Origin of the sequence: Parasedimentitalea huanghaiensis (genome assembly GCF_009753675.1) — a bacterium.
Classification (GTDB): Bacteria; Pseudomonadota; Alphaproteobacteria; order Rhodobacterales; family Rhodobacteraceae; genus Parasedimentitalea; species Parasedimentitalea huanghaiensis.
The window spans coordinates 44,666-62,784 of the sequence record NZ_WQLV01000013.1 but is presented as its reverse complement, the minus strand read 5'-3'; the positions used below and the strand labels follow the sequence as shown (position 1 = coordinate 62,784).

20 protein-coding genes are annotated in these 18,119 nt (G+C 56.4%); 14 read left to right on the top strand and 6 right to left on the bottom strand.

Annotated features, from left to right (window positions below; genetic code table 11):
- Positions 1-50 precede the first annotated feature (50 nt).
- Positions 51-929: a LysR family transcriptional regulator gene (locus GO984_RS18030; RefSeq protein WP_157023988.1), complete on the top strand. Its 879-nt coding sequence runs from the start codon at positions 51-53 to the stop codon at positions 927-929.
- Positions 926-1,828: a DMT family transporter gene (locus GO984_RS18025; protein WP_138163828.1), complete on the top strand. Its 903-nt coding sequence runs from the start codon at positions 926-928 to the stop codon at positions 1,826-1,828. Before GO984_RS18030 ends, GO984_RS18025 begins: the two co-directional genes overlap by 4 nt.
- A 2-nt stretch (positions 1,829-1,830) precedes the next feature.
- Here the strand turns inward: GO984_RS18025 and GO984_RS18020 are convergent, their stop codons facing one another.
- Positions 1,831-2,166: an ArsR/SmtB family transcription factor gene (locus GO984_RS18020; RefSeq protein WP_157023987.1), complete on the bottom strand. Its 336-nt coding sequence runs from the start codon at positions 2,164-2,166 to the stop codon at positions 1,831-1,833.
- An 85-nt stretch (positions 2,167-2,251) separates the two neighbouring features.
- Here GO984_RS18020 and GO984_RS18015 point away from each other — a divergent pair, with 85 nt between their 5' ends.
- From GO984_RS18015 to GO984_RS17980, 8 genes are all read left to right on the top strand, one after another.
- Entirely contained in the window at positions 2,252-3,166 is a 915-nt protein-coding gene (locus tag GO984_RS18015; RefSeq protein ID WP_157023986.1) for a DMT family transporter, read from the top strand.
- A 184-nt stretch (positions 3,167-3,350) separates the two neighbouring features.
- A complete protein-coding gene (locus tag GO984_RS18010; protein ID WP_167740408.1) occupies positions 3,351-3,713 on the top strand; it encodes an AtpZ/AtpI family protein in 363 nt (120 codons plus the stop codon).
- Complete coding sequence (locus GO984_RS18005) at positions 3,713-4,516, top strand: F0F1 ATP synthase subunit A (protein ID WP_157023985.1); 804 nt, start codon at positions 3,713-3,715, stop codon at positions 4,514-4,516. Before GO984_RS18010 ends, GO984_RS18005 begins: the two co-directional genes overlap by 1 nt.
- An 82-nt stretch (positions 4,517-4,598) precedes the next feature.
- Positions 4,599-4,835: a F0F1 ATP synthase subunit C gene (locus tag GO984_RS18000; protein ID WP_138163833.1), complete on the top strand. Its 237-nt coding sequence runs from the start codon at positions 4,599-4,601 to the stop codon at positions 4,833-4,835.
- Positions 4,836-4,920: 85 nt separating this feature from the next.
- On the top strand, positions 4,921-5,469 hold the full coding sequence (locus GO984_RS17995) for a F0F1 ATP synthase subunit B' (RefSeq protein WP_157023984.1): 549 nt from the start codon (positions 4,921-4,923) through the stop codon (positions 5,467-5,469).
- 4 nt (positions 5,470-5,473) lie between these two features.
- Positions 5,474-6,034: a F0F1 ATP synthase subunit B gene (locus tag GO984_RS17990; protein WP_157023983.1), complete on the top strand. Its 561-nt coding sequence runs from the start codon at positions 5,474-5,476 to the stop codon at positions 6,032-6,034.
- A 132-nt stretch (positions 6,035-6,166) separates the two neighbouring features.
- Entirely contained in the window at positions 6,167-6,580 is a 414-nt protein-coding gene (locus GO984_RS17985; RefSeq protein WP_157023982.1) for an ACT domain-containing protein, read from the top strand.
- A gap of 58 nt (positions 6,581-6,638) precedes the next feature.
- The gene (locus tag GO984_RS17980; protein WP_167740407.1) at positions 6,639-7,184 is read left to right on the top strand and encodes a hypothetical protein; all 546 of its coding nucleotides are present in this window, start codon (positions 6,639-6,641) and stop codon (positions 7,182-7,184) included.
- Between the two features lie 46 nt (positions 7,185-7,230).
- Here GO984_RS17980 and GO984_RS17975 read toward each other — a convergent pair whose 3' ends face one another.
- Entirely contained in the window at positions 7,231-8,136 is a 906-nt protein-coding gene (locus GO984_RS17975; protein WP_157023980.1) for an alpha/beta fold hydrolase, read from the bottom strand.
- 130 nt (positions 8,137-8,266) lie between these two features.
- Positions 8,267-9,037, bottom strand: coding sequence for a FadR/GntR family transcriptional regulator (locus GO984_RS17970; RefSeq protein ID WP_157023979.1), 771 nt, complete (start codon positions 9,035-9,037; stop codon positions 8,267-8,269).
- 167 nt (positions 9,038-9,204) lie between these two features.
- Between GO984_RS17970 and GO984_RS17965 the strand changes: the two genes are divergently transcribed.
- The 4 genes from GO984_RS17965 (at position 9,205) to GO984_RS17950 (ending at position 14,998) form a co-directional block, all read left to right on the top strand.
- Positions 9,205-10,413, top strand: coding sequence for an aminotransferase-like domain-containing protein (locus GO984_RS17965; protein WP_157023978.1), 1,209 nt, complete (start codon positions 9,205-9,207; stop codon positions 10,411-10,413).
- 65 nt (positions 10,414-10,478) lie between these two features.
- Positions 10,479-10,886, top strand: coding sequence for a hypothetical protein (locus tag GO984_RS17960; protein ID WP_245231166.1), 408 nt, complete (start codon positions 10,479-10,481; stop codon positions 10,884-10,886).
- 117 nt (positions 10,887-11,003) lie between these two features.
- Positions 11,004-14,459: a chromosome segregation SMC family protein gene (locus tag GO984_RS17955; RefSeq protein ID WP_157023977.1), complete on the top strand. Its 3,456-nt coding sequence runs from the start codon at positions 11,004-11,006 to the stop codon at positions 14,457-14,459.
- 71 nt (positions 14,460-14,530) lie between these two features.
- Entirely contained in the window at positions 14,531-14,998 is a 468-nt protein-coding gene (locus tag GO984_RS17950; RefSeq protein ID WP_157023976.1) for a YbjN domain-containing protein, read from the top strand.
- A 41-nt stretch (positions 14,999-15,039) separates the two neighbouring features.
- On the opposite strand, the gene GO984_RS17945 is transcribed toward GO984_RS17950, so the two are convergent.
- The 3 genes from GO984_RS17945 to GO984_RS17935 are packed head-to-tail and all read right to left on the bottom strand — an operon-like array spanning position 15,040 to position 18,119.
- Positions 15,040-16,209 (bottom strand): lytic murein transglycosylase, encoded by a 1,170-nt coding sequence (locus GO984_RS17945; RefSeq protein ID WP_157023975.1) that lies wholly within the window; start codon positions 16,207-16,209, stop codon positions 15,040-15,042.
- A 39-nt stretch (positions 16,210-16,248) separates the two neighbouring features.
- Positions 16,249-17,160: an adenosylcobinamide-phosphate synthase CbiB gene (cbiB, locus tag GO984_RS17940; RefSeq protein ID WP_167740406.1), complete on the bottom strand. Its 912-nt coding sequence runs from the start codon at positions 17,158-17,160 to the stop codon at positions 16,249-16,251.
- Positions 17,157-18,119 (bottom strand): threonine-phosphate decarboxylase, encoded by a 963-nt coding sequence (locus tag GO984_RS17935; protein ID WP_157023974.1) that lies wholly within the window; start codon positions 18,117-18,119, stop codon positions 17,157-17,159. Before GO984_RS17935 ends, cbiB begins: the two co-directional genes overlap by 4 nt.

The window sequence follows — 18,119 nt, the reverse complement described above, 5'->3', positions numbered from 1 at the left end:
CATAAGATGTGCGAATATGCGCAGATTGTGCGTGATTAAGGAGCAGCAAAATGGACAATTGGGACGAAGTTCGGACCGCCTATCAGGTTGCGCGGATGGGTACAGTCAGCGGTGCGGCCGAGGTGCTGGGTGTGCACCACGCCACCGTGATCCGTCATATTGATGCCATTGAAGCCAGACTGGGCGTGAAACTGTTCCAACGCCATGCCCGAGGGTATACCGCGACAGAATCCGGAGCGGACCTGTTGCGTGTGGCGCAGGCGACGGATGATCAGTTCAATCAGTTGGTTGGGCGGCTTAAGGGGCAGGGTGATGATGTTTCGGGAGAGCTGGTGGTGACCTCACTGGCGTCTTTTGCCCATATGCTGGTGCCGGTGCTCAAGAAATTTCAGGATATGCATCCTGGCCTGATCATTCGTTATCTAACAGGTGATCGTCTGTTCCGGCTGGAGTATGGCGAGGCGCATGTAGCGATCAGAGCGGGGTCCGCACCGGATCAGCCTGACAACGTTGTACAACCTTTCATGCCGCAACAGGTCGGTCTTTATGCCACACAGTCCTATGTCGATCAGTACGGGCCGCTGAAAGGGTTGGAGGATTTCGGCAATCACAAGTTCATCGGAAGCGATGATGAAACCCCTCGCGCGCCGTTTTCCCGCTGGCTGAAAGAGCATGCACCCGACGAGGCAATCTCGTTTCGCTGTACCAATACCGTAACCATGCAAGAGGCAGTCCTGGCGGGAATTGGAATTGGCTTTATGTCCGTCTGGGAGGCCGAGCGTTATCCAAACCTTGTTCAGATGATGGATCATTTGACGGAATGGGAAGGGCGGCTGTGGTTGGTCACTCATGTTGATTTGCACCGCACCACCAAGGTGCAGAGCTTTCTGTCGTTTTTGAAGGATAACGCCAAGGATTGGTGTAAATGAGCAATGCAATGCGCGGCCATTTGGCGATGCTGATGTTTTCTGCACTGGTGGCCGGGTCCTTCTCTCTGGGTTCAATGATCGCCAACGACATTGCCCCAGCGGCACTAAATGCCGCGCGTTTTATCGTTGCGGCGATGGTGATCGGCGCGGTGGCTATGGCGACGCATGGGTTGCGGGTCGAGCAATTCCGTGCGCCCTGGCGATTTGTCCTGCTGGGCGGGATGTTTGCGATCTATTTTGTGCTGATGTTCTACGGATTAAAAACAGCCGCGCCGGTCAGTGCTGCGGCCGTTTTTACCCTGACCCCGGTGATCAGTGCGATTGCTGGATGGTTTCTGCTACGCCAGATTACCACGCCTCGTATGGCGCTGGCCCTGGCAATTGGCGGCGCCGGGGCTCTGTGGGTGATTTTTCGGGCGGATTGGGCGACCTTTCGCGCCTTTCAGATTGGCCAGGGGGAGATGATCTATTTTTGGGGCTGCGTGGCGCATGCCGTTTATACGCCATTGGTGCGCAAGTTTAATCGCGGTGAACCTGCTGTGGTGTTCACTTTTGGTATGCTGGTGGCGGGCTCAGCAATCTTGTTGGTGTTTGGTTGGAGCGACATCCGGGCCACCAATTGGCTGCAATTGCCGACGATGGTCTGGATCGGGCTTGGCTATCTGGCGATCTGCGCCAGTTCAGCCACGTTTGTTCTGCTTCAGTTTGCAGCGCTGAATCTGCCTTCGGCCAAGGTGATGGCCTATACCTACCTGACGCCAAGTTGGGTAATCGTTTGGGAGCTCGCCTTGGGTCGCTCTGCGCCAACGGGTCTGATTCTGGTGGGAATCTTGATGACGGTGATTGCGTTGCTGATGTTGTTAAAAGACGAGTCTAAGCCAAAGCCAGCAATGGCCTGAAGCTATTTGTCGGGCCTGTCGGGTAGTTCAGCCGCCAGGAACCGCTCAAACGCCTCTAGATGAACCGGTTCGAACTGGCCAAACCCTTGCATCCAGATGCTGGCCCCACGCATGGCGTCTGGTTGCAATTTGCACCATTTCACCCGGCCGCGTTTTTCCTGCGCGATCAGCCCGGCACGGGTGAGGATCATCAGATGTTTGGAAATGGCCGCCAGAGAAATTGAAAACGGCTCGGCCACATCCGTGACGGCCATGTCGTCTTCTAGCAACATAGTCAGAATCGCCCTGCGGGTGGGGTCGGCCAAGGCAGCAAAGACAGTATCTAACGGATCACTCATATCGTCCTACCTAAACCGCAACTTCTGGATCGACAATCCCGACAACCTGCGGTCATAAGTCGGGACACATCAAAGGGCGCGCGCAATGGCACTCAAATACTGGGCAGTGATTTTTGTTCTTGGCATTGGCTGGGGCATGTCGTTCATGTTCAACGCCATCCTTCTGCGCGAGCTGGGGCCACTGTCCGTGGCGATGGGCCGGGTTGGTTTGGGCGCGTTGGGCTGCTGGATCTATGTGCTGGCGACACGCAGACCGATAAAGATAACCCTGCGCCGCGCAGTGGCGTTGCTGGGATTTGGTGTGTTGAGCTATGCCGCACCCTTTGCCTTCTACGCGCTGGGCCAGCAGCATATCGCCAGTGGCGTGGCCGGCATTATCAATGCCATCACCCCTGCCTTTGCCGTTATCGTCTCGCATTTCTGGCCGGGGGGTGAACGCGCCACCGTGCTCAAGTCATTCGGCGTTCTTTGTGGCATTGGCGGCATTGTGGTTCTGTCGCTTCCCGTGCTGCAATCTGGTCAGACTTCAGCGCTTTGGGCCGTGTTGCTGACACTTTGCGCTCCGCTCTGCTATGCGTTTTCGGTGAATCTGGCGCGGGCCTTTCGCGATATGGAGGCGGTTGTGCTGGTTGCGCTGGCCCTGACAGGTGCGACGATTGCGATTGTCCCGCTGGCACTGTGGAGCGAAGGGGTGCCAGCGATCACGCGGATGGAAACCTGGGCTGCTTTGGCAGTGATTGGGTTCATTCTGACCTCGGCGGCTTTCATTGTGTTCTACTGGGTGCTCCCCAAAATAGGACCGACTAATATCACTATGGTCACATTTATTGCTCCGATTTCCGCGCTTATCCTTGGGTCCTGGATTTTGGGTGAAACTCTGCTGTCCGCGCACCTGATTGGAATGGGGGCGATCCTATTGGGCCTACTGTTGATCGATGGGCGCATTGTGCACGCATTGCGCCCCGCCCCTGTAGAAAAGCAAAATCAACCCAACGGTTGAATAACGGATTCACCTCCATTTCGGCCCGAGCGCAGCTGCTTGCTGCGGTCACCCTTGCTTCTTTTTGCTAAAAATACTCAATATTACAAAGGCTTGTCAAAATTTCTGCGTTAGGAATTGAATAATTGACTCTGCGCCCCCAGCCCCTTAGCACCACAGTCAGAATTCGCGTGAGGATGGCGCCGTGACAGATGACGACCAAAAGCAGCGTATGGCGCAGCTGGAGGACAAGCTGGCAGCGGCACGTAAGGCCCAAGAGCCCAAGCCGCGCGCGGATGAACACTACTCGATGGCCAATATGGCCTGGCGGATGGTGATTGAATTGGTAGCCGGTCTTGGGATTGGCTTTGGCATCGGATACGGGCTGGATAGCCTGTTCGGGACACTCCCGATCTTCATGGTGCTGTTTATAATGCTGGGTCTTGCGGCCGGGGTGAAGACAATGCTTCGCAGCGCGCAAGAGATCCAGGAAAAGACAATGGCTGACGAGGCCGAAAAAAATGCGAAAGACCGGGGTGCGCCCCCGGCGACAGGAGAAGCGGACTGATGGGTAAGATTTTCTTTTACGTGGCCTTGGCTTTGGCCGTTGTTTCTGGCCTGATTTTCGCGCCACAGGAAGCTGGCCTGCAAATTCACCCGATGGAACAGTTCGTTGTCCAGCCGTTGTTCGGCCACGGTGAGATTTCCTGGTACACCCCAACAAACGCTACCCTGTGGTTGCTGTTGGCAGTAGCAGCAGTCTTCGCGCTGATGGTGATGGGTTCGTCACGCCGCGCAATCGTACCGTCTCGGGGTCAGTCGATTGCAGAACTAGCATACGGTTTTGTCTACAAAATGGTTGAAGACGTTGCTGGCAAGGACGCCATCAAGTTCTTCCCATACATCATGACCCTGTTCATGTTCATCGTTATGTCCAACGCGCTGGGTCTGCTGCCGCAGAGCTTTGCAACCACGTCGCACATCGCCGTCACCGCTGTTCTGGCGATGCTGGTGTTCCTGACCGTAACCATCGTTGGTTTTGTCAAAAACGGCGCCGGTTTCTTGGGTCTGTTCTGGGTCTCCAGCGCACCGCTGGCGCTGCGTCCGATCCTCGCTGTGATCGAGCTGATCTCGTACTTTGTGCGCCCCGTGAGCCACTCCATTCGTTTGGGCGGCAACATCATGGCGGGCCACGCAGTTCTGAAAGTGTTCGCAGGCTTTGCTGGCGCTCTGGGTCTGTTCAGCTTCCTGCCGATCTTTGCGATCACCGCAGTTTACGCCCTGGAGGTCCTGGTGGCCTTTATCCAGGCATATGTCTTCACCATCCTGACTTGTGTGTATCTGAAGGATGCATTGCACCCGAGCCACTAAGGCAGGATCTGAAAGTTTACCGGCTGGGTCGTCAGACCCATCCAATCCTAATCAAAACATTCCATCGTAAGGAGAAATACACATGGAAGGTAATATCGCAGAAATGGGTCAGTTCATCGGCGCAGGCCTGGCAGCAATCGGTTCCGGCGCAGCCGCTATCGGTGTGGGCCACGTAGCTGGTAACTTCCTGGCAGGCGCACTGCGCAACCCTTCGGCCGCTGCTGGCCAAACTGCTACTCTGTTCATCGGCATCGCCTTTGCAGAAGCCCTGGGCATCTTCTCGTTCCTGGTTGCTCTGCTGCTGATGTTCGCAGTCTAAGACTCTTCGGAACCTAAATCCTTACGGTCGGGCAGTGTGGTCATCATACTGCCCGATGTAACGGCAAGTTCCTTTGGAGGACGACATGGCATCAACTACGCAAGAGGCTAGTCACGGTGCAGCCGAGGCCGCCCACGGTGGCGGATCTTCGATGCCGCAACTGGACTTCGCTACTTTCGGGAACCAGATTTTCTGGCTCGCGGTCGCGCTCGTCGTGATCTACCTAATCCTGTCGCGCGTTGCGCTGCCCCGTATTGCGGCAGTTCTGGCCGAGCGTCAGGGAACCATCACCAATGACATCGCAGCGGCTGAGGATCTCAAAGCCAAAGCGGTCGAGGCTGAAAACGTATATAACAAGGCGCTGGCGGATGCCCGTGCCGAAGCTCAGCGTATCGCTGCTGAAACCCGCGCCGAAATTCAGGCCGGTCTGGACGAAGCGATTGCTCAGGCTGACGTAGACATTGCTGCCAAGGCAGCTGAGTCTGAGAAAGCCATTGCTGAGATCAAAGCAGGCGCGCTGGACAGCATCACTGCTGTTGCCAACGACACTGCTGCCGAAGTTGTAGCTGCTCTGGGCGGCAAGGCCGACGCCAAAGCAATTGCTGCGGCTGTTTCTGACCGGATGAAAGGATAAGACGATGCGTACTATTATTGCTCTTGCCCTGACATTTGGCGCTGCAAGCCCTGCGCTGGCAGCATCGGGACCTTTCTTCTCGATGGCAAACACCAACTTCGTTGTGTGGCTGGCATTCCTGCTGTTCGTAGGCATCCTGCTGCTGGTCAAAGTACCTGGCATGCTGGGTGGTCAGTTGGACAACCGTGCTGCTGGCATTCAGTCCGAGCTGGACGAAGCCCGTGCGCTGCGTGAAGAGGCCCAGACAGTTCTGGCCTCTTATGAGCGTAAGCACAAAGAGGTTCAAGAACAGGCCGACCGCATCGTTGCGGCCGCCCGTGACGACGCCTCTGCTGCGGCGGTACAGGCCAAAGCCGATCTGGAAGTTTCGATTGCGCGCCGTTTGGCCGCCGCCGAAGACCAGATCACCTCGGCCAAAGATGCCGCGGTCAAAGACGTGCGCGATCAGGCAATCACCATTGCCATTGCGGCAGCGGATCAGGTCATCGCCAAGCAGATGACTGCAACCGAAGCCAACAAGCTGATCGACGCGGCTATCACAGACGTGGACGCCAAGCTGCACTAAGCTGCGTGCCACACTGATGAGATCAAAGAGACCCGGGCCATTGGCCCGGGTCTTTTGCTTTTTACGGTGGTGCGTGCAAGCACACACCCTACACTGGTTGAGATGTCGGGTTTTCTATTTGAAGGGGCTAGCATGAGCAACATTTCAGAAACCAAGTCTGACATGATTTCCAACTTGACCCCGGAACTGCAATCAGGGTGCTTTGTGTTTGCGACATTCGCTGACGACCGGGACGCGAGTAAGTTTTTCCACCGGGCTCTCTCTGTCTTTAAAGAGTCGGAAGGGGTATCGCTGATCCTTCCTGTTGATGTGGCTAAGGGGGCTGGCATCTGTGTTGAAGATGAAATGCGCTGTATCACCCTGAACGTCTATTCGTCATTGCTGGGCGTTGGTTTGACGGCGGCGGTTTCCACTGCGCTGGGGGAGGTCGGCATTCCTTGCAATATGGTGGCAGCCTATCACCATGATCATGTGTTTGTGCCCGCTGAGATGAGCGAGCAGGCAATGCAGGTATTGGCTAGTTTGCAGAACGAGGAGGCGCGGTAGAGGGCTTTATACCATCTGAAATTTGGATGCGGGTTTCATGTGCGGAGCGGGAAGACGGGTGAAGGTAATAGATGTGCCCGACCTCATCAAAGACTGTGAACTGATCTGGGACGGTGGCGAGCCACTGCGAAGATGGCCTTCCTTGGTCTTCACTACCGAAAAACACATGGTTCGGTATTGGTATCGCAGCTTCGTCTCGGAGGCGGGTCGAGGACACGCAGAACAGGGCGGCGAAAGAGCATCCTGCTGCGGCAGCGCGCCAGAGGGCTGTGCCGCCGGCGCTGTAGCCCAAACCGACATCGCCAGCGCTCAAGATCTGTTTCAGAGCTTTTACAACGTCGTCCATGCCATCGTGACGAAACAGATGCTGATGCAAAGCTTCTCCGGTCAGTTCCGGCCGAGCACACAGGTCATTCAACACCAGCCTGATCACTTGGGCGGAGCCATTTATACCAGTGGAAAAGCACTGGTCCTGAGTGGGTTTGTTGTGAATATCTGTTACGACATAGAGCTTCATGCGCCGGTAGTATTGTGCTGCAACGCGATCTGCAATCCAAGCGTTGGCCTAGATCACTTGGTTGGTGAGTATGGTCAGCAGGTTTGAAATGAAGCTAGAGTGTGCAATTCCACGGTTTCAACCGATGGCCGCCTTACGATCCTTTGGCCTTGCTACCGTCACTGCTTTTGAAGAAACCAATCAATGCATTGGCTGTTTGTTCGGGCGCTTCTTCTGGTAGAAAATGTCCGCATGGCATAGCCTCACCTACCACATTCTCAGCATAGACTTGCCAGACCTCAGGCACGTTGTAGAGCTTTGCAACCAGTCCTTTTTGGCCCCACAATGCCTGCACTGGCATCTTCAACAAAGTGTCTTGATCATGCGCATCATGCTCTAAATCAATGGATGCGGCGGCCCGGTAATCTTCGCAGGTTGCGTGGATGGATGCGGCATCAAAGCAGCGGATGTACTCGGCAACGGCATTGCCTTCAAATGCGCTGTCGTTGCCCTTGCTCCAGTTGCTGAGCTTGGAAGTAAGGTAGAAACCGGGCTCGTTACCGATTAACCGCTCCGGCAAAGGCGCGGGCTGAATTAAAAAGAACCAGTGGTAATAGCCGGTCGCGAAGGTTTGTTCCGTATGGGCGTACATATGCTCGGTTGGCACGATGTCCAGAAACGAAACCGCCGAAACCGCATCGGGGAAGTCACGGGCAAGTCGATGGGCAACACGCGCCCCGCGATCATGCCCTGCGACAAAGTAAGTTTCATGCCCCAAATGCTGCATCAGTTCAGCCTGATCTGCTGCCATAGCCCGCTTGGAATAGGGGGAATGGTTGTCATCCGAAGGCGGCTTATCTGAATCTCCGTAGCCGCGCAGATCGCTGAGCACGACCGAAAACCCTGCATCAATAAGAAGCGGTGCAACCTTGTGCCAGCACACATGAGTTTGAGGGTATCCGTGCAAAAGTAGGATAGCAGGTCCATTGCCTGCGCATCTTACACGTAGGTTTATGCCGGAAGGCAGTTCGATGATGTCATCGCTAAAATTATCCAGCATCGTCTTTCCCGTAGGTCAATGGATACACTTCCCCGTACATAGGAAAAAACAGACATTCGCGAAAGAGCGCTAAGTGCCACAATGGCCGCGTAAGGGGCTTAACTTGAGACCGGTGGCTAGCCCCCGCTCCTCACCTCTTCTGAGCCTCATGTTCAAGCCGCTGTCGCGCTACTGCGGCGTTGGCTTCGGACTTTTGATGATCTGCCAATGCCTGCTTTACATAATCGAGATGGGTTTCAACCGCGGCACGTGCAGCGGTGGGGTCGCGGGCTTGTAGCGCGGTGTTGATATCGCGGTGTTGCCCCAGCAGGGCGTCATAGGTGATGTGTTGGCTGAACATGATGCGGCGGTTGTAGAACACGCCTTGGTGCAACAGGTCGAACATCGACCGCATCATATGTAGCATGATCACGTTGTGGCTGGCGTCCATGATGGCGGAATGGAACTGGGCGTCCAGACTTGCCGCCTCGTCTGACAGGGATGGATCACCTGCCGCCACCATCTTGTCGAATATGGTCTGAATAAGCACCAGATCCGCATCCGAGCCAAAGCGCGCGGCCCTCTCAGCGGCCAGGCCTTCCATATCACGGCGAAAGGACAGGTAGTCGAACACGGCCTCGTCATGGGTGGCAAACAGTTCAACCAGTGCTGGGGAAAAAGCCGAACCAAGGACGTCGGCAACAAAGATGCCGGACCCGGCCTTGGCGGCCAGCAGTCCTTTGTTTTGAAGATCCGCAATGGCGTCGCGTAGTGAGGGACGGGAAACACCCAGGCGTTCGGCCAATTCGCGTTCCGAGGGCAGCCGTTCACCTGGTGTCAGGATGCCGCGCAGGATCAGCTTTTCAATCTGACGCACAACGGATGCAGAGAGCTTTTCGGGTTGGACTTTTTGGAACGGCATTTTGACTCTCGGGTAAATTGGTTAGATCATTTGACCACGCCCGGTGAGTTGCCGCAAGTGGCGGGAAAATTCGTTTTGATCACGATCATTGAAACATTAGGTCAGCATTGTTGACTCTATTTGCAAGATCCTTAGCTTCAACTCAAATCTTGCCTATAGGAGCCAGCATGACCTTGTCTCAGATCTTTGCCAGCCGTGCGTCGCGCATGCAGGCGTCGGAAATTCGTGAGTTGTTGAAACTGCTGGACCGGCCCGGGCTAATTTCTTTTGCCGGAGGTATTCCAGATCCGGCACTTTTTCCTGCTTCAGAGTTCGCAACCGCCTTTGCCAACGGGCTTAGCCCTGACACCCAAGCGCAGGCGCTGCAGTACTCGGTCAGCGAGGGATATCTGCCGCTGCGGCAGTGGATTGTGGGCGAAATGGCGAAAATTGGAGTACCTTGTTCAGCGGACAACATCCTCATCACCTCTGGTTCGCAACAAGCGCTGGACTATCTGGGTAAAGTGTTTCTTTCCCCCGGTGACACCGCACTGGTGGGGTGGCCAACTTACCTCGGGGCGCTGGCCGCGTTCAATGCCTATGAGCCACGATATGACCAGCTAACGGCGAATGGGAATCGAAAAGCCGAGAGCTATGCCGAGGAAGCCGAAAATGCGGGTGGCCAGGTGAAGTTCGCCTATCTGTCGGCCGATTTCGCAAACCCAACAGGTGAGACATTGGATCAGCGTGGACGTGAATCGCTGCTGGATCTGACTGAAAGTCTGGGCTGTGCTTTGATTGAGGATGCTGCCTATCAATCACTGCGCTATGACGGCGAGCAGGTGCCGCCGTTGTTGTCGCTTGAGATCGCCCGCAAGGGCGACATCGAAGCATGCCGGACGATTTATTGCGGGACGTTCTCTAAAACCTTGTCACCGGGATTGCGTGTTGGTTGGGTTGTGGCGGCAAAGCCGGTGATATCTAAACTGGTGTTGTTGAAGCAGGCTGCGGATCTGCACTCACCGACGCTGAACCAGATGGCGATGCATGAGGTGGCCGAGGAGATCTTTGACGGTCACGTTGAAACGCTTCGTGATGCCTATCGACAGCGAAGGGATGCCATGTTGGCGGCGCTTGATCAGTATATGCCAGCAAATGTCAGCTGGACACGTCCCGAAGGTGGCATGTTTATTTGGGTGACGCTGCCAACTGAAATGGATGGGGCAGAGTTGCTAGCGCAGTCTCTGGAAAGTATTGGGGTTGCCTTTGTTCCGGGGCGGGCGTTTTTTGCCGATGGATCGGGCGGTAATACGATCCGGCTTAGTTTTTCTTGCTCTGACGAGAGCGAAATCAGAACAGGGATTGAGAAGCTGGGCGGTTTGTTGCGCGAGGTATGAGACCTGTTGCGCAGCAAGGTTTTATTAACCGTATTGCGCAACCCTAAAGCGACAGGAGGGCGATCATGCGGGCAACTGTAATAGTGTCGATCTTGTTGCTGCAGGCGTGCTCGACGGAAACCCGCCACTTTCGCGGTGTGGAACCGGTTCAAATACATGTCGACGGAAGTGTGTTTGACGTGCGGGTCAGGGGAAACCTGGCGGAGGCGATCCGCACAAACCCGCAGTATGCACCACGACTGGGGCCCTTGCGGGCACAGGCTGGTTTTGCAATGGCGCGGGTTAGTGGATGCGTGGTTACCGGTGTGTTGGGCGATCAGGCCGTGCTGACAGGAGTGCTGGATTGTGAGGTCCGGGCCAAGGCGCCAGTTTCCAAAAATTATGCATGTGTAGAGGTGTCCGAATGGGTGCGGGCGCAAACTGTGATTGCATATCCAAGATATGATTGCCCAAAAACTGCGACTTTGCAGTGATATCCGCAACATACGGCGAAGAAGCCGGGACGCATTGGCCGATTTTGGGCTGCGGCGTTGACTTGGTCGCCCGGAACCGTTCAGGTTTGGTTCTAACTGAATCGAACAGGGGCAAATTTGCGTTTTTCCAAGCTCAGACTGACCGGCTTTAAAAGTTTTGTAGACCCGACCGATCTGGTTATCTCGGATGGTCTAACTGGCGTTGTCGGTCCAAATGGCTGTGGGAAATCGAACTTGCTGGAAGCACTGCGTTGGGTGATGGGGGAGAACCGCCCCAAATCAATGCGTGGCGGCGGTATGGAAGACGTCATTTTCGCTGGTGCAAATTCCCGTGGCGCCCGAAACTTTGCCGAAGTCAGCCTGCAGATTGATAACACTGAACGCTTAGCTCCTTCGGGGTTTAACGAAAGTGACAATCTAGAGATTGTCCGCCGTATCACCCGCGATGTTGGCAGTGCCTATAAAGCCAATACCAAAGATGTTCGGGCCCGCGATGTTCAGATGCTGTTTGCGGATGCCTCGACCGGGGCGCATAGTCCTGCTCTGGTCAGTCAGGGACAGATCGCGGTTTTGATCAGCGCCAAGCCCAAGGCAAGGCGCCGGATCCTGGAGGAGGCGGCAGGGATCTCGGGATTGTATCAGCGCCGCCATGAGGCCGAGCTGAAGCTGAAAGGCACCGAGGCAAATTTACTGCGGGTTGATGATGTGATCGAGCAGCTGGCTGCTCAGCTGGCGCAATTGGCGCGTCAGGCGCGCCAAGCTCAGAGATATCGCACAATCGGCGAGCAGTTGCGTCGCGCCGAAGGCATGTTGTTGTACCGCCGTTGGCGTGAGGCCGACGATGCACGTTTGGCCTCCGAAGAAGTAGAGCGTTTGCGCGTCAGTGAAGCCGCCAAGGGGGAGGCGATGGCGCGTCTCTCGTCCGAACAGCGCGGCAAGGCTGAGGAACAGCTGCCGCCACTGCGCGAAGAAGAGGCCGTGGCGGCAGCGATCCTGCAGCGGTTGGTTGTGCAACGCGATGCATTGGGCGCGCAAGAAGCGCAGGCCCGGCAGGCGATTGAGACCCTGACCAACAGAGTTCTGCAGCTAGGCCGTGATATCGACCGGGAAAGCGGTTTGAACCGGGATGCTGGTGAAACGATTGAGCAGCTCGAGTGGGAAGCCCGGGAGTTGTCAAAAGCGGGCGAAGGCCACGATGATCGGCTGAGTAAGGCCGCCGACCTGTCACGAGATGCGGCAGGTATTTTGCAGGGGCACGAGGACCATCTTGCCCAGCTGACAGAAGATGTCGCGCGACTGGCTGCGCGGCATCAATCCGCACAGCGCTTGGTCGAAGATCACAACCGTACACTGATGCGGGCCATGGGGGAGGGCGATCAGGCACGTAGTGCTGTGAACGAGGCAAAAGTGGCTCTAACACAGGCGGAAACGGTGTTTGAGAGTGCCATTGAGGCCGAAGAAGAAACACGGGAGGCAGCAGAGCTCGCCGAAGAAGCACTGGCTGTTGCGGATGAGATGCGCAACGACACGCAGGCCCGCGAATCCGATGCCAGGGCAGGGCGGTCAGAGGCCGAAGGGGAGTTGGGCGCGCTAAGGGCTGAGGTCACAGCGTTGGCCAAGCTGGTCGAACGGGACACTGCTGAGGGTGGTCAGGTCCTGGACGAGTTGCAGGTAGAACCGGGGTATGAAAAGGCGCTGGGTGCGGCCTTGGCAGACGACCTGCGGGTGCCACGGGTTGCGGCGGACGGGCCATCGGGCTGGGTGGATTTGCCGGCTTACGAGCGTGACGTTCCGATGCCCGAAGGAGCAATGCCTTTGGCGCGGCATGTCTCTGGACCTGACGCACTGGGTCGGCGGATTGCACAGATTGGACTGGTGGACGGTGATACCGGACCACGGCTGCAGGGGCAGTTGCAGCCCGGACAACGGTTGGTGTCATTGGAAGGCGACCTGTGGCGGTGGGATGGATTCCGGGCCTGGGCTGAGGATGCCCCAAGCGCAGCAGCGCTGCGGTTGGAGCAATTGAACCGGCTGGAGGCGCTGAAGCAAGAGATGGAACGGGTTGGCGCCCGGGCCGAGGGCGCGCGAGCGGCACATGAGGTGTTGATGCGCAAGCTGGAACAGGTGACCCAGGCTGATCAGGATGCCCGTCAGGCCCGCCGCGCGGCTGACCAGCGGGTTGCAGATAGTGCAAGGCTGCTTAGCCGGGCAGAGGCCAACCGAAATCTGGCTGAAGGTAAGTTGGAAACCCTGGGGATCGCAGTCACACGCCACGACGAGGATGCCACCACCGCGCAGGCACAATTGTCGGAAGCCGAGACAGCCTTGGCTGCGCTGGGTGATCTGGAAACCGCGCGGAGTGGTGTTGAGGATATCAAACAATCGGTTGAAGCGGCGCGCGTCACCATGCTGTCGCATCGCTCAACCCATGATGAGCTGCGCCGAGAGGGTGAAGCGCGCACCAAACGGGCGCAACAGGTGACCAAAGAGGTCAGCGGCTGGAAACATCGGTTGGACAGTGCAGAACGGCGGATCACAGAATTGGCCGAACGTCGGGAGGCCTCTCAGGAAGAGCTGGAAGAGGCCAACGCGGTCCCGTTTGAAATTGCCGAGACGCGTGAAGAGTTGAACGAGTCGATCGAAGAGGCGGAGGTCCGTAAAAGCGACGCGAGCGATGCATTGATTGCTGCAGAGGCTGTGTTGCGCGAGGCGGTGCACACGGAACGTGAGGCCGAGAGACTGGCGTCAGAAGCGCGTGAGGCTCGTGCCCGTGCAGAGGCCTTGTGTGAGGCCGCCCGTGAAACTGTTGCCCACGCGAGTGAGCGCATTGCAGAAGATCAACAGCTGACACCCCATCAATTGCTGAACCAGCTGGAAGCAGACCCCGAGACGATGCCAGAAGCCGAAGTTCTGGAGGTTGAGGTAAACCGCCACAAACGCCAGCGCGATGCACTTGGCGCGGTTAACCTGCGTGCCGAAGAAGATGCCCGCGACGTAGAAGAAGAGCATAACACGCTTGTCAGCGAAAAATCGGATCTGGAAGAGGCGGTAAAGACTCTACGCAACGGGATTGCCAGCCTGAACCGCGAAGGTCGCGAACGGCTGCTGACCGCCTTTGAGCAAGTCAACGGTAGCTTCTCATCATTGTTCAGGCACCTGTTTGGTGGGGGAGAGGCCAGTCTGGTCATGGTCGAAAGTGACGATCCGCTGGACGCGGGGCTAGAGATCATGTGTCAGCCCCCAGGCAAGAAATTGTCGACCCTGTCACTGCTGTCTGGTGGCGAGCAGACCCTCACGGCACTGGCGCTGATCTTTGCTGTGTTTCTGGCCAACCCGGCGCCTATTTGCGTGCTGGACGAAGTTGATGCGCCATTGGATGACGCCAACGTCACGCGATTCTGTGATCTTCTGGATGAGATGTGTCGCCAGACCGACACCCGGTTTTTGATCATCACCCACCACGCGGTGACAATGGCCCGTATGGACCGGCTGTTTGGTGTCACGATGCAGGAACAAGGCGTCAGCCAGCTGGTCTCGGTTGATTTGAAAAAGGCCGAGGCTATGGTGGCCTGAGCTGCATCGGCTCTTGTGGTGCAGGCGCCAACTATTTTAATATGAATGTCTAAGGAAAAAAGGGAATACCAATGAATTTTATTGCCAAGATTACGGCCGCAGCCGTTCTATCGCTGCCGTCATTGGCATCAGCACAGATGCTGGTGGCGTCAGATCCTGACAGCCTGGTGCAGTTTTTTGTTGAAGAAGGTGCAGACGTTGAAAGCACGGTGGATAACACTGGCGATCCGATGCTGGAAGTCGATTACTACGGTACCGACTTCACATTGTACTTTTACGGATGCAGCAACAATTCCGATTGCAAATCGATCCAGTTCTTTTCGGGTTACCAAACCGAAGGCAGCGTACGCAAAGCCAAGATCAACGAGTGGAACGCCAATAACCGTTTTGCCCGTGGTTATATTTCCGAAGGTGGGTCGGCCCGGATTGAGCATGATCTCTACTTAGGAAACACCGGTGTGACTGCAGATGATTTTGCGGCATTGACCAGCAAATGGTCAAAAGCCCAGGGTGAATTTGAAGAGTTCATCGACTGGTGATCAATGTGAGCGGGGGGGAGCCCCCCCGCCGCACTTTCGTTCTAAAGCTTGCCCAAGAGCGCCGGGGTTGGCCAGGCGTCAGCAGGCAGCCCAAGACGGAGCTGTTCTGCTTGCACGGCAATGCGTGTTTTAGAGCCTAATATTCCGTCAACTTTCCCCACATCATGCCCACGCGCCTGCAGCTTCTGTTGAAGCTGTTTCATCTGCTTGCCACTGAGTCCCTGATCTGCGTTGCCCGCGTTATAGACATTGGCACCTTCCAGTCGGGTGGCGAAATAGGCGGCTGTCAGCACGTAGGTGAAGCTTTGGTTCCATTCGAAATAGACGTCGAAGTTTGGGTAGGCCAAAAAGGCGGGTCCTTTGTGCCCTTGAGGCAATAACAAAGAGGCCTGCATCGACCCGCTTGCAAGAGATCCAGAACGGGGTTTGACGCCCATATTGGCCCAATTAGAGACTGAATACTTCTGTGACGGGCCCGTTTTCGAAAGATCCAGCCCTTTGGGAATTGTAACTTCCTGTAGCCATGGCTGACCCGGCTTCCAGCCTAGGTTTGACAGCATTTTTGCGCCTGACATTAGCGCATCCTGAGGCGATGTTTTCAGGCTGACCTTGCCATCGCCGTCTCCGTCTACACCGTTTTCAAGGATGTCGCGTGGCAACATCTGCACCATGCCAATCTCACCTGCCCAGGCACCAGTGGTGCGTTTGGGATCGAAATTGCCCGTTTCGTACAGTTCAAGCGCGGCAAAGATCTGCGGGCGGAACAACTCGGGCCGCCGACAGTCATGGGCCAGTGTCACCAGCGAGTTCAGGGTGTTAAAATCGCCCTGAAAGGAACCGTAATCCGTTTCAAAGGCCCAGAATGCCAGCAGCACGCCGCGGTTGATACCATAGGTGGCCTCGATACGATCAAAAGTGGCGTCGTGCTTCTTGGCCATAGAGCGGCCGCGATCAACACGGTTCTGCGAAATTAAATGACGGGTGAATTCGATAAAGGGCTTTTGAAATACACCCTGAGCACGGTCGGCCCGCAGCACCTTGGGATCGTGCTTCACACCGTTAAAGAATGCCTTGGCGGTGGCACTGCTGTGGCCCGCTGCAACGGCCTCTCTTTTTAGGTCTTTGACAAACCCGGAAAAACTGCCGCCACATTGTGCAAAGACTGTGGCGGGTAAAAGGCTGGCAACAAGGGCAAGGGGTAATAAGCGCATGATAGGACAATCCACAATGAAACTGATGGCCCTTGTTAGCTAGAACATAAGGGCAAGGGCAACCGTCATGGCCAGTGCAAGCCCCCAAACCTGCCAGAGTTTGCCGGTGCAGGCGTCGATATCATGAGAACCAATACCCTTTTGCGCTGTGCCATTCACCCAGGGGAAGTCCTGCATCTGCCCATCGTAAGAACGCGGACCAGCCAGCGACAAACCCAGAGCGCGGGACATGGCTGCTTCGGGCCAACCTGCATTGGGGGAGCGGTGCCGCCCGGCGTCGGTCACGATGGGGCGCCAATTGCGCAGCTGGCCACTGCACAGGGCGATCAGCAGACATGTCAGTCGGGCGGGGATCAGGTTGAGCAGATCATCAAGCCGCGCGGCAGCCTTGCCGAACTCTTCGTAGCGGTCGTTGCGATAGCCAATCATGCTGTCGGCAGTGTTGACCGTCTTGTAGACCAGCAATCCCGGCAGCCCAGCAATCAGAAACCAAAATGCGGGGGCGATGACACCGTCCGAGAAATTTTCAGCACCACTTTCGATGGCAGAGCGCGCCACCTGAGGGCCCGTCATGCCTGCGGTATCGCGGCTGACAATCATTGCTACAGCAGTGCGACCACCGTCTAGGGATTGACGCAGGCCCGTCGCAACAGCCCCTACGTGTTCCACCAAGGATCGCTGAGCAATCAAAATGGCGGCAATGACAATCTCAACAATGGGGCCAAATTGCGAAAGCACGGAACCTAGGGCGAGGGCTAGTGTGAGCAGTAGCAAAACTGCCACAACACCTTTCACACGACGGTGATTGCCCTTATTTAGGCTCTGATCAAGGGCTTTTACCAGTTTTCCCATCAAAACCGCGGGGTGAGGCACACGCGACCAAAGCCACTTTGGCTCACCAAGCACCGCATCCAGCAGCAGGGCTGCGACAAGCAGAGTTGCAGTATTCACAACGCGGCCTCAACCCGGTCCCAGCCACCTGCTGGCGGCAGACCAAGACGTAGGAAGGTTTTCGAATAGGGGAAGATGCGGCTAAGGATATGAGCGCGACCAAGCTTTGCATGCCAGGCGATGGCATCATCGACCTCGTATAGCCGGAACAGGGAGGTGCCGCCGACCAGATGGCCACCACGGGCCAAGACCAGCGCATCCAGCCGGGCGCTATCCCGTGCCAGCCGGGCGCGGGTTGCAGTGGCCCAGTCCTGATCCTGTAAGGCCTGGGCACCAATTTCCAAGGCGGGTCCCGAGACGGCCCAGGGGCCCAGCCAAGTCGACAAGCGAGAGATCAGATCAGGGTGACCAATTGCAAATCCAAGTCGTAAGCCGGCCAATCCCCAAAACTTGCCAAAGCTTTTCAGCACCACAACGCCAGGACGGTCCGCTAGCGATATTAGGCTCTGTTCCGGGCAAATATCGCAAAAACTCTCGTCGATAACTGTCAGTGGCGCGGTGACGTCCTGCTCTGTCCAGAGACGACCATCGGGATTGTTGGGGTGGACCAACACCCGAGCTTGGGCCGAACCTTGGTCCGCAACCTGCCATCCATGCGCGCGAAATCCGGCCGCATGTTCGTTATATGTTGGGGGGGTGATCTGAACGGTCTGTGGCGCTGCCAGCGCTGGCGCTGTTGCGATCAGGGCGGATGCTCCGGGGGCGGGAAGGATTGCTGCGTTTTTGGGAACCTTCCAGAAAGATCGCGCTGATTCGATCAGTTTCTGGTTGGCGTTGTGATCAGGCAGGCAGGCCCAAGCCTCGGGTTGCAAAGCAGCTATGGGGAAAATTTCGGGATTGATCCCCGTAGATAGATCCAACCAGTCAGAACGGCTACCACCGAACTGCGTCATAGCAGCATCTAACCCCCCGCCGTGATCGCGTTGTGAGGAAGATATTTCATTAAGAGTGAGGGGCAT

What these genes read in the sequence shown, in the direction of transcription:
- GO984_RS18005 (WP_157023985.1), top strand. Translation starts at nt 3,713, where the DNA reads ATGGGTAAGATTTTCTTTTACGTGGCCTTGGCTTTGGCCGTTGTTTCT.
- GO984_RS18030 (WP_157023988.1), top strand. Translation starts at nt 51, where the DNA reads ATGGACAATTGGGACGAAGTTCGGACCGCCTATCAGGTTGCGCGGATG.
- GO984_RS17985 (WP_157023982.1), top strand. Translation starts at nt 6,167, where the DNA reads ATGAGCAACATTTCAGAAACCAAGTCTGACATGATTTCCAACTTGACC.
- GO984_RS17970 (WP_157023979.1), bottom strand. Translation starts at nt 9,037, where the DNA reads ATGCCGTTCCAAAAAGTCCAACCCGAAAAGCTCTCTGCATCCGTTGTG.
- GO984_RS18025 (WP_138163828.1), top strand. Translation starts at nt 926, where the DNA reads ATGAGCAATGCAATGCGCGGCCATTTGGCGATGCTGATGTTTTCTGCA.
- GO984_RS17960 (WP_245231166.1), top strand. Translation starts at nt 10,479, where the DNA reads ATGCGGGCAACTGTAATAGTGTCGATCTTGTTGCTGCAGGCGTGCTCG.
- GO984_RS17965 (WP_157023978.1), top strand. Translation starts at nt 9,205, where the DNA reads ATGACCTTGTCTCAGATCTTTGCCAGCCGTGCGTCGCGCATGCAGGCG.
- GO984_RS18000 (WP_138163833.1), top strand. Translation starts at nt 4,599, where the DNA reads ATGGAAGGTAATATCGCAGAAATGGGTCAGTTCATCGGCGCAGGCCTG.
- GO984_RS18015 (WP_157023986.1), top strand. Translation starts at nt 2,252, where the DNA reads ATGGCACTCAAATACTGGGCAGTGATTTTTGTTCTTGGCATTGGCTGG.
- GO984_RS18020 (WP_157023987.1), bottom strand. Translation starts at nt 2,166, where the DNA reads ATGAGTGATCCGTTAGATACTGTCTTTGCTGCCTTGGCCGACCCCACC.
- GO984_RS17950 (WP_157023976.1), top strand. Translation starts at nt 14,531, where the DNA reads ATGAATTTTATTGCCAAGATTACGGCCGCAGCCGTTCTATCGCTGCCG.
- GO984_RS17995 (WP_157023984.1), top strand. Translation starts at nt 4,921, where the DNA reads ATGGCATCAACTACGCAAGAGGCTAGTCACGGTGCAGCCGAGGCCGCC.
- GO984_RS17945 (WP_157023975.1), bottom strand. Translation starts at nt 16,209, where the DNA reads ATGCGCTTATTACCCCTTGCCCTTGTTGCCAGCCTTTTACCCGCCACA.
- GO984_RS17990 (WP_157023983.1), top strand. Translation starts at nt 5,474, where the DNA reads ATGCGTACTATTATTGCTCTTGCCCTGACATTTGGCGCTGCAAGCCCT.
- GO984_RS17975 (WP_157023980.1), bottom strand. Translation starts at nt 8,136, where the DNA reads ATGCTGGATAATTTTAGCGATGACATCATCGAACTGCCTTCCGGCATA.
- GO984_RS17935 (WP_157023974.1), bottom strand. Translation starts at nt 18,119, where the DNA reads ATGCCCCTCACTCTTAATGAAATATCTTCCTCACAACGCGATCACGGC.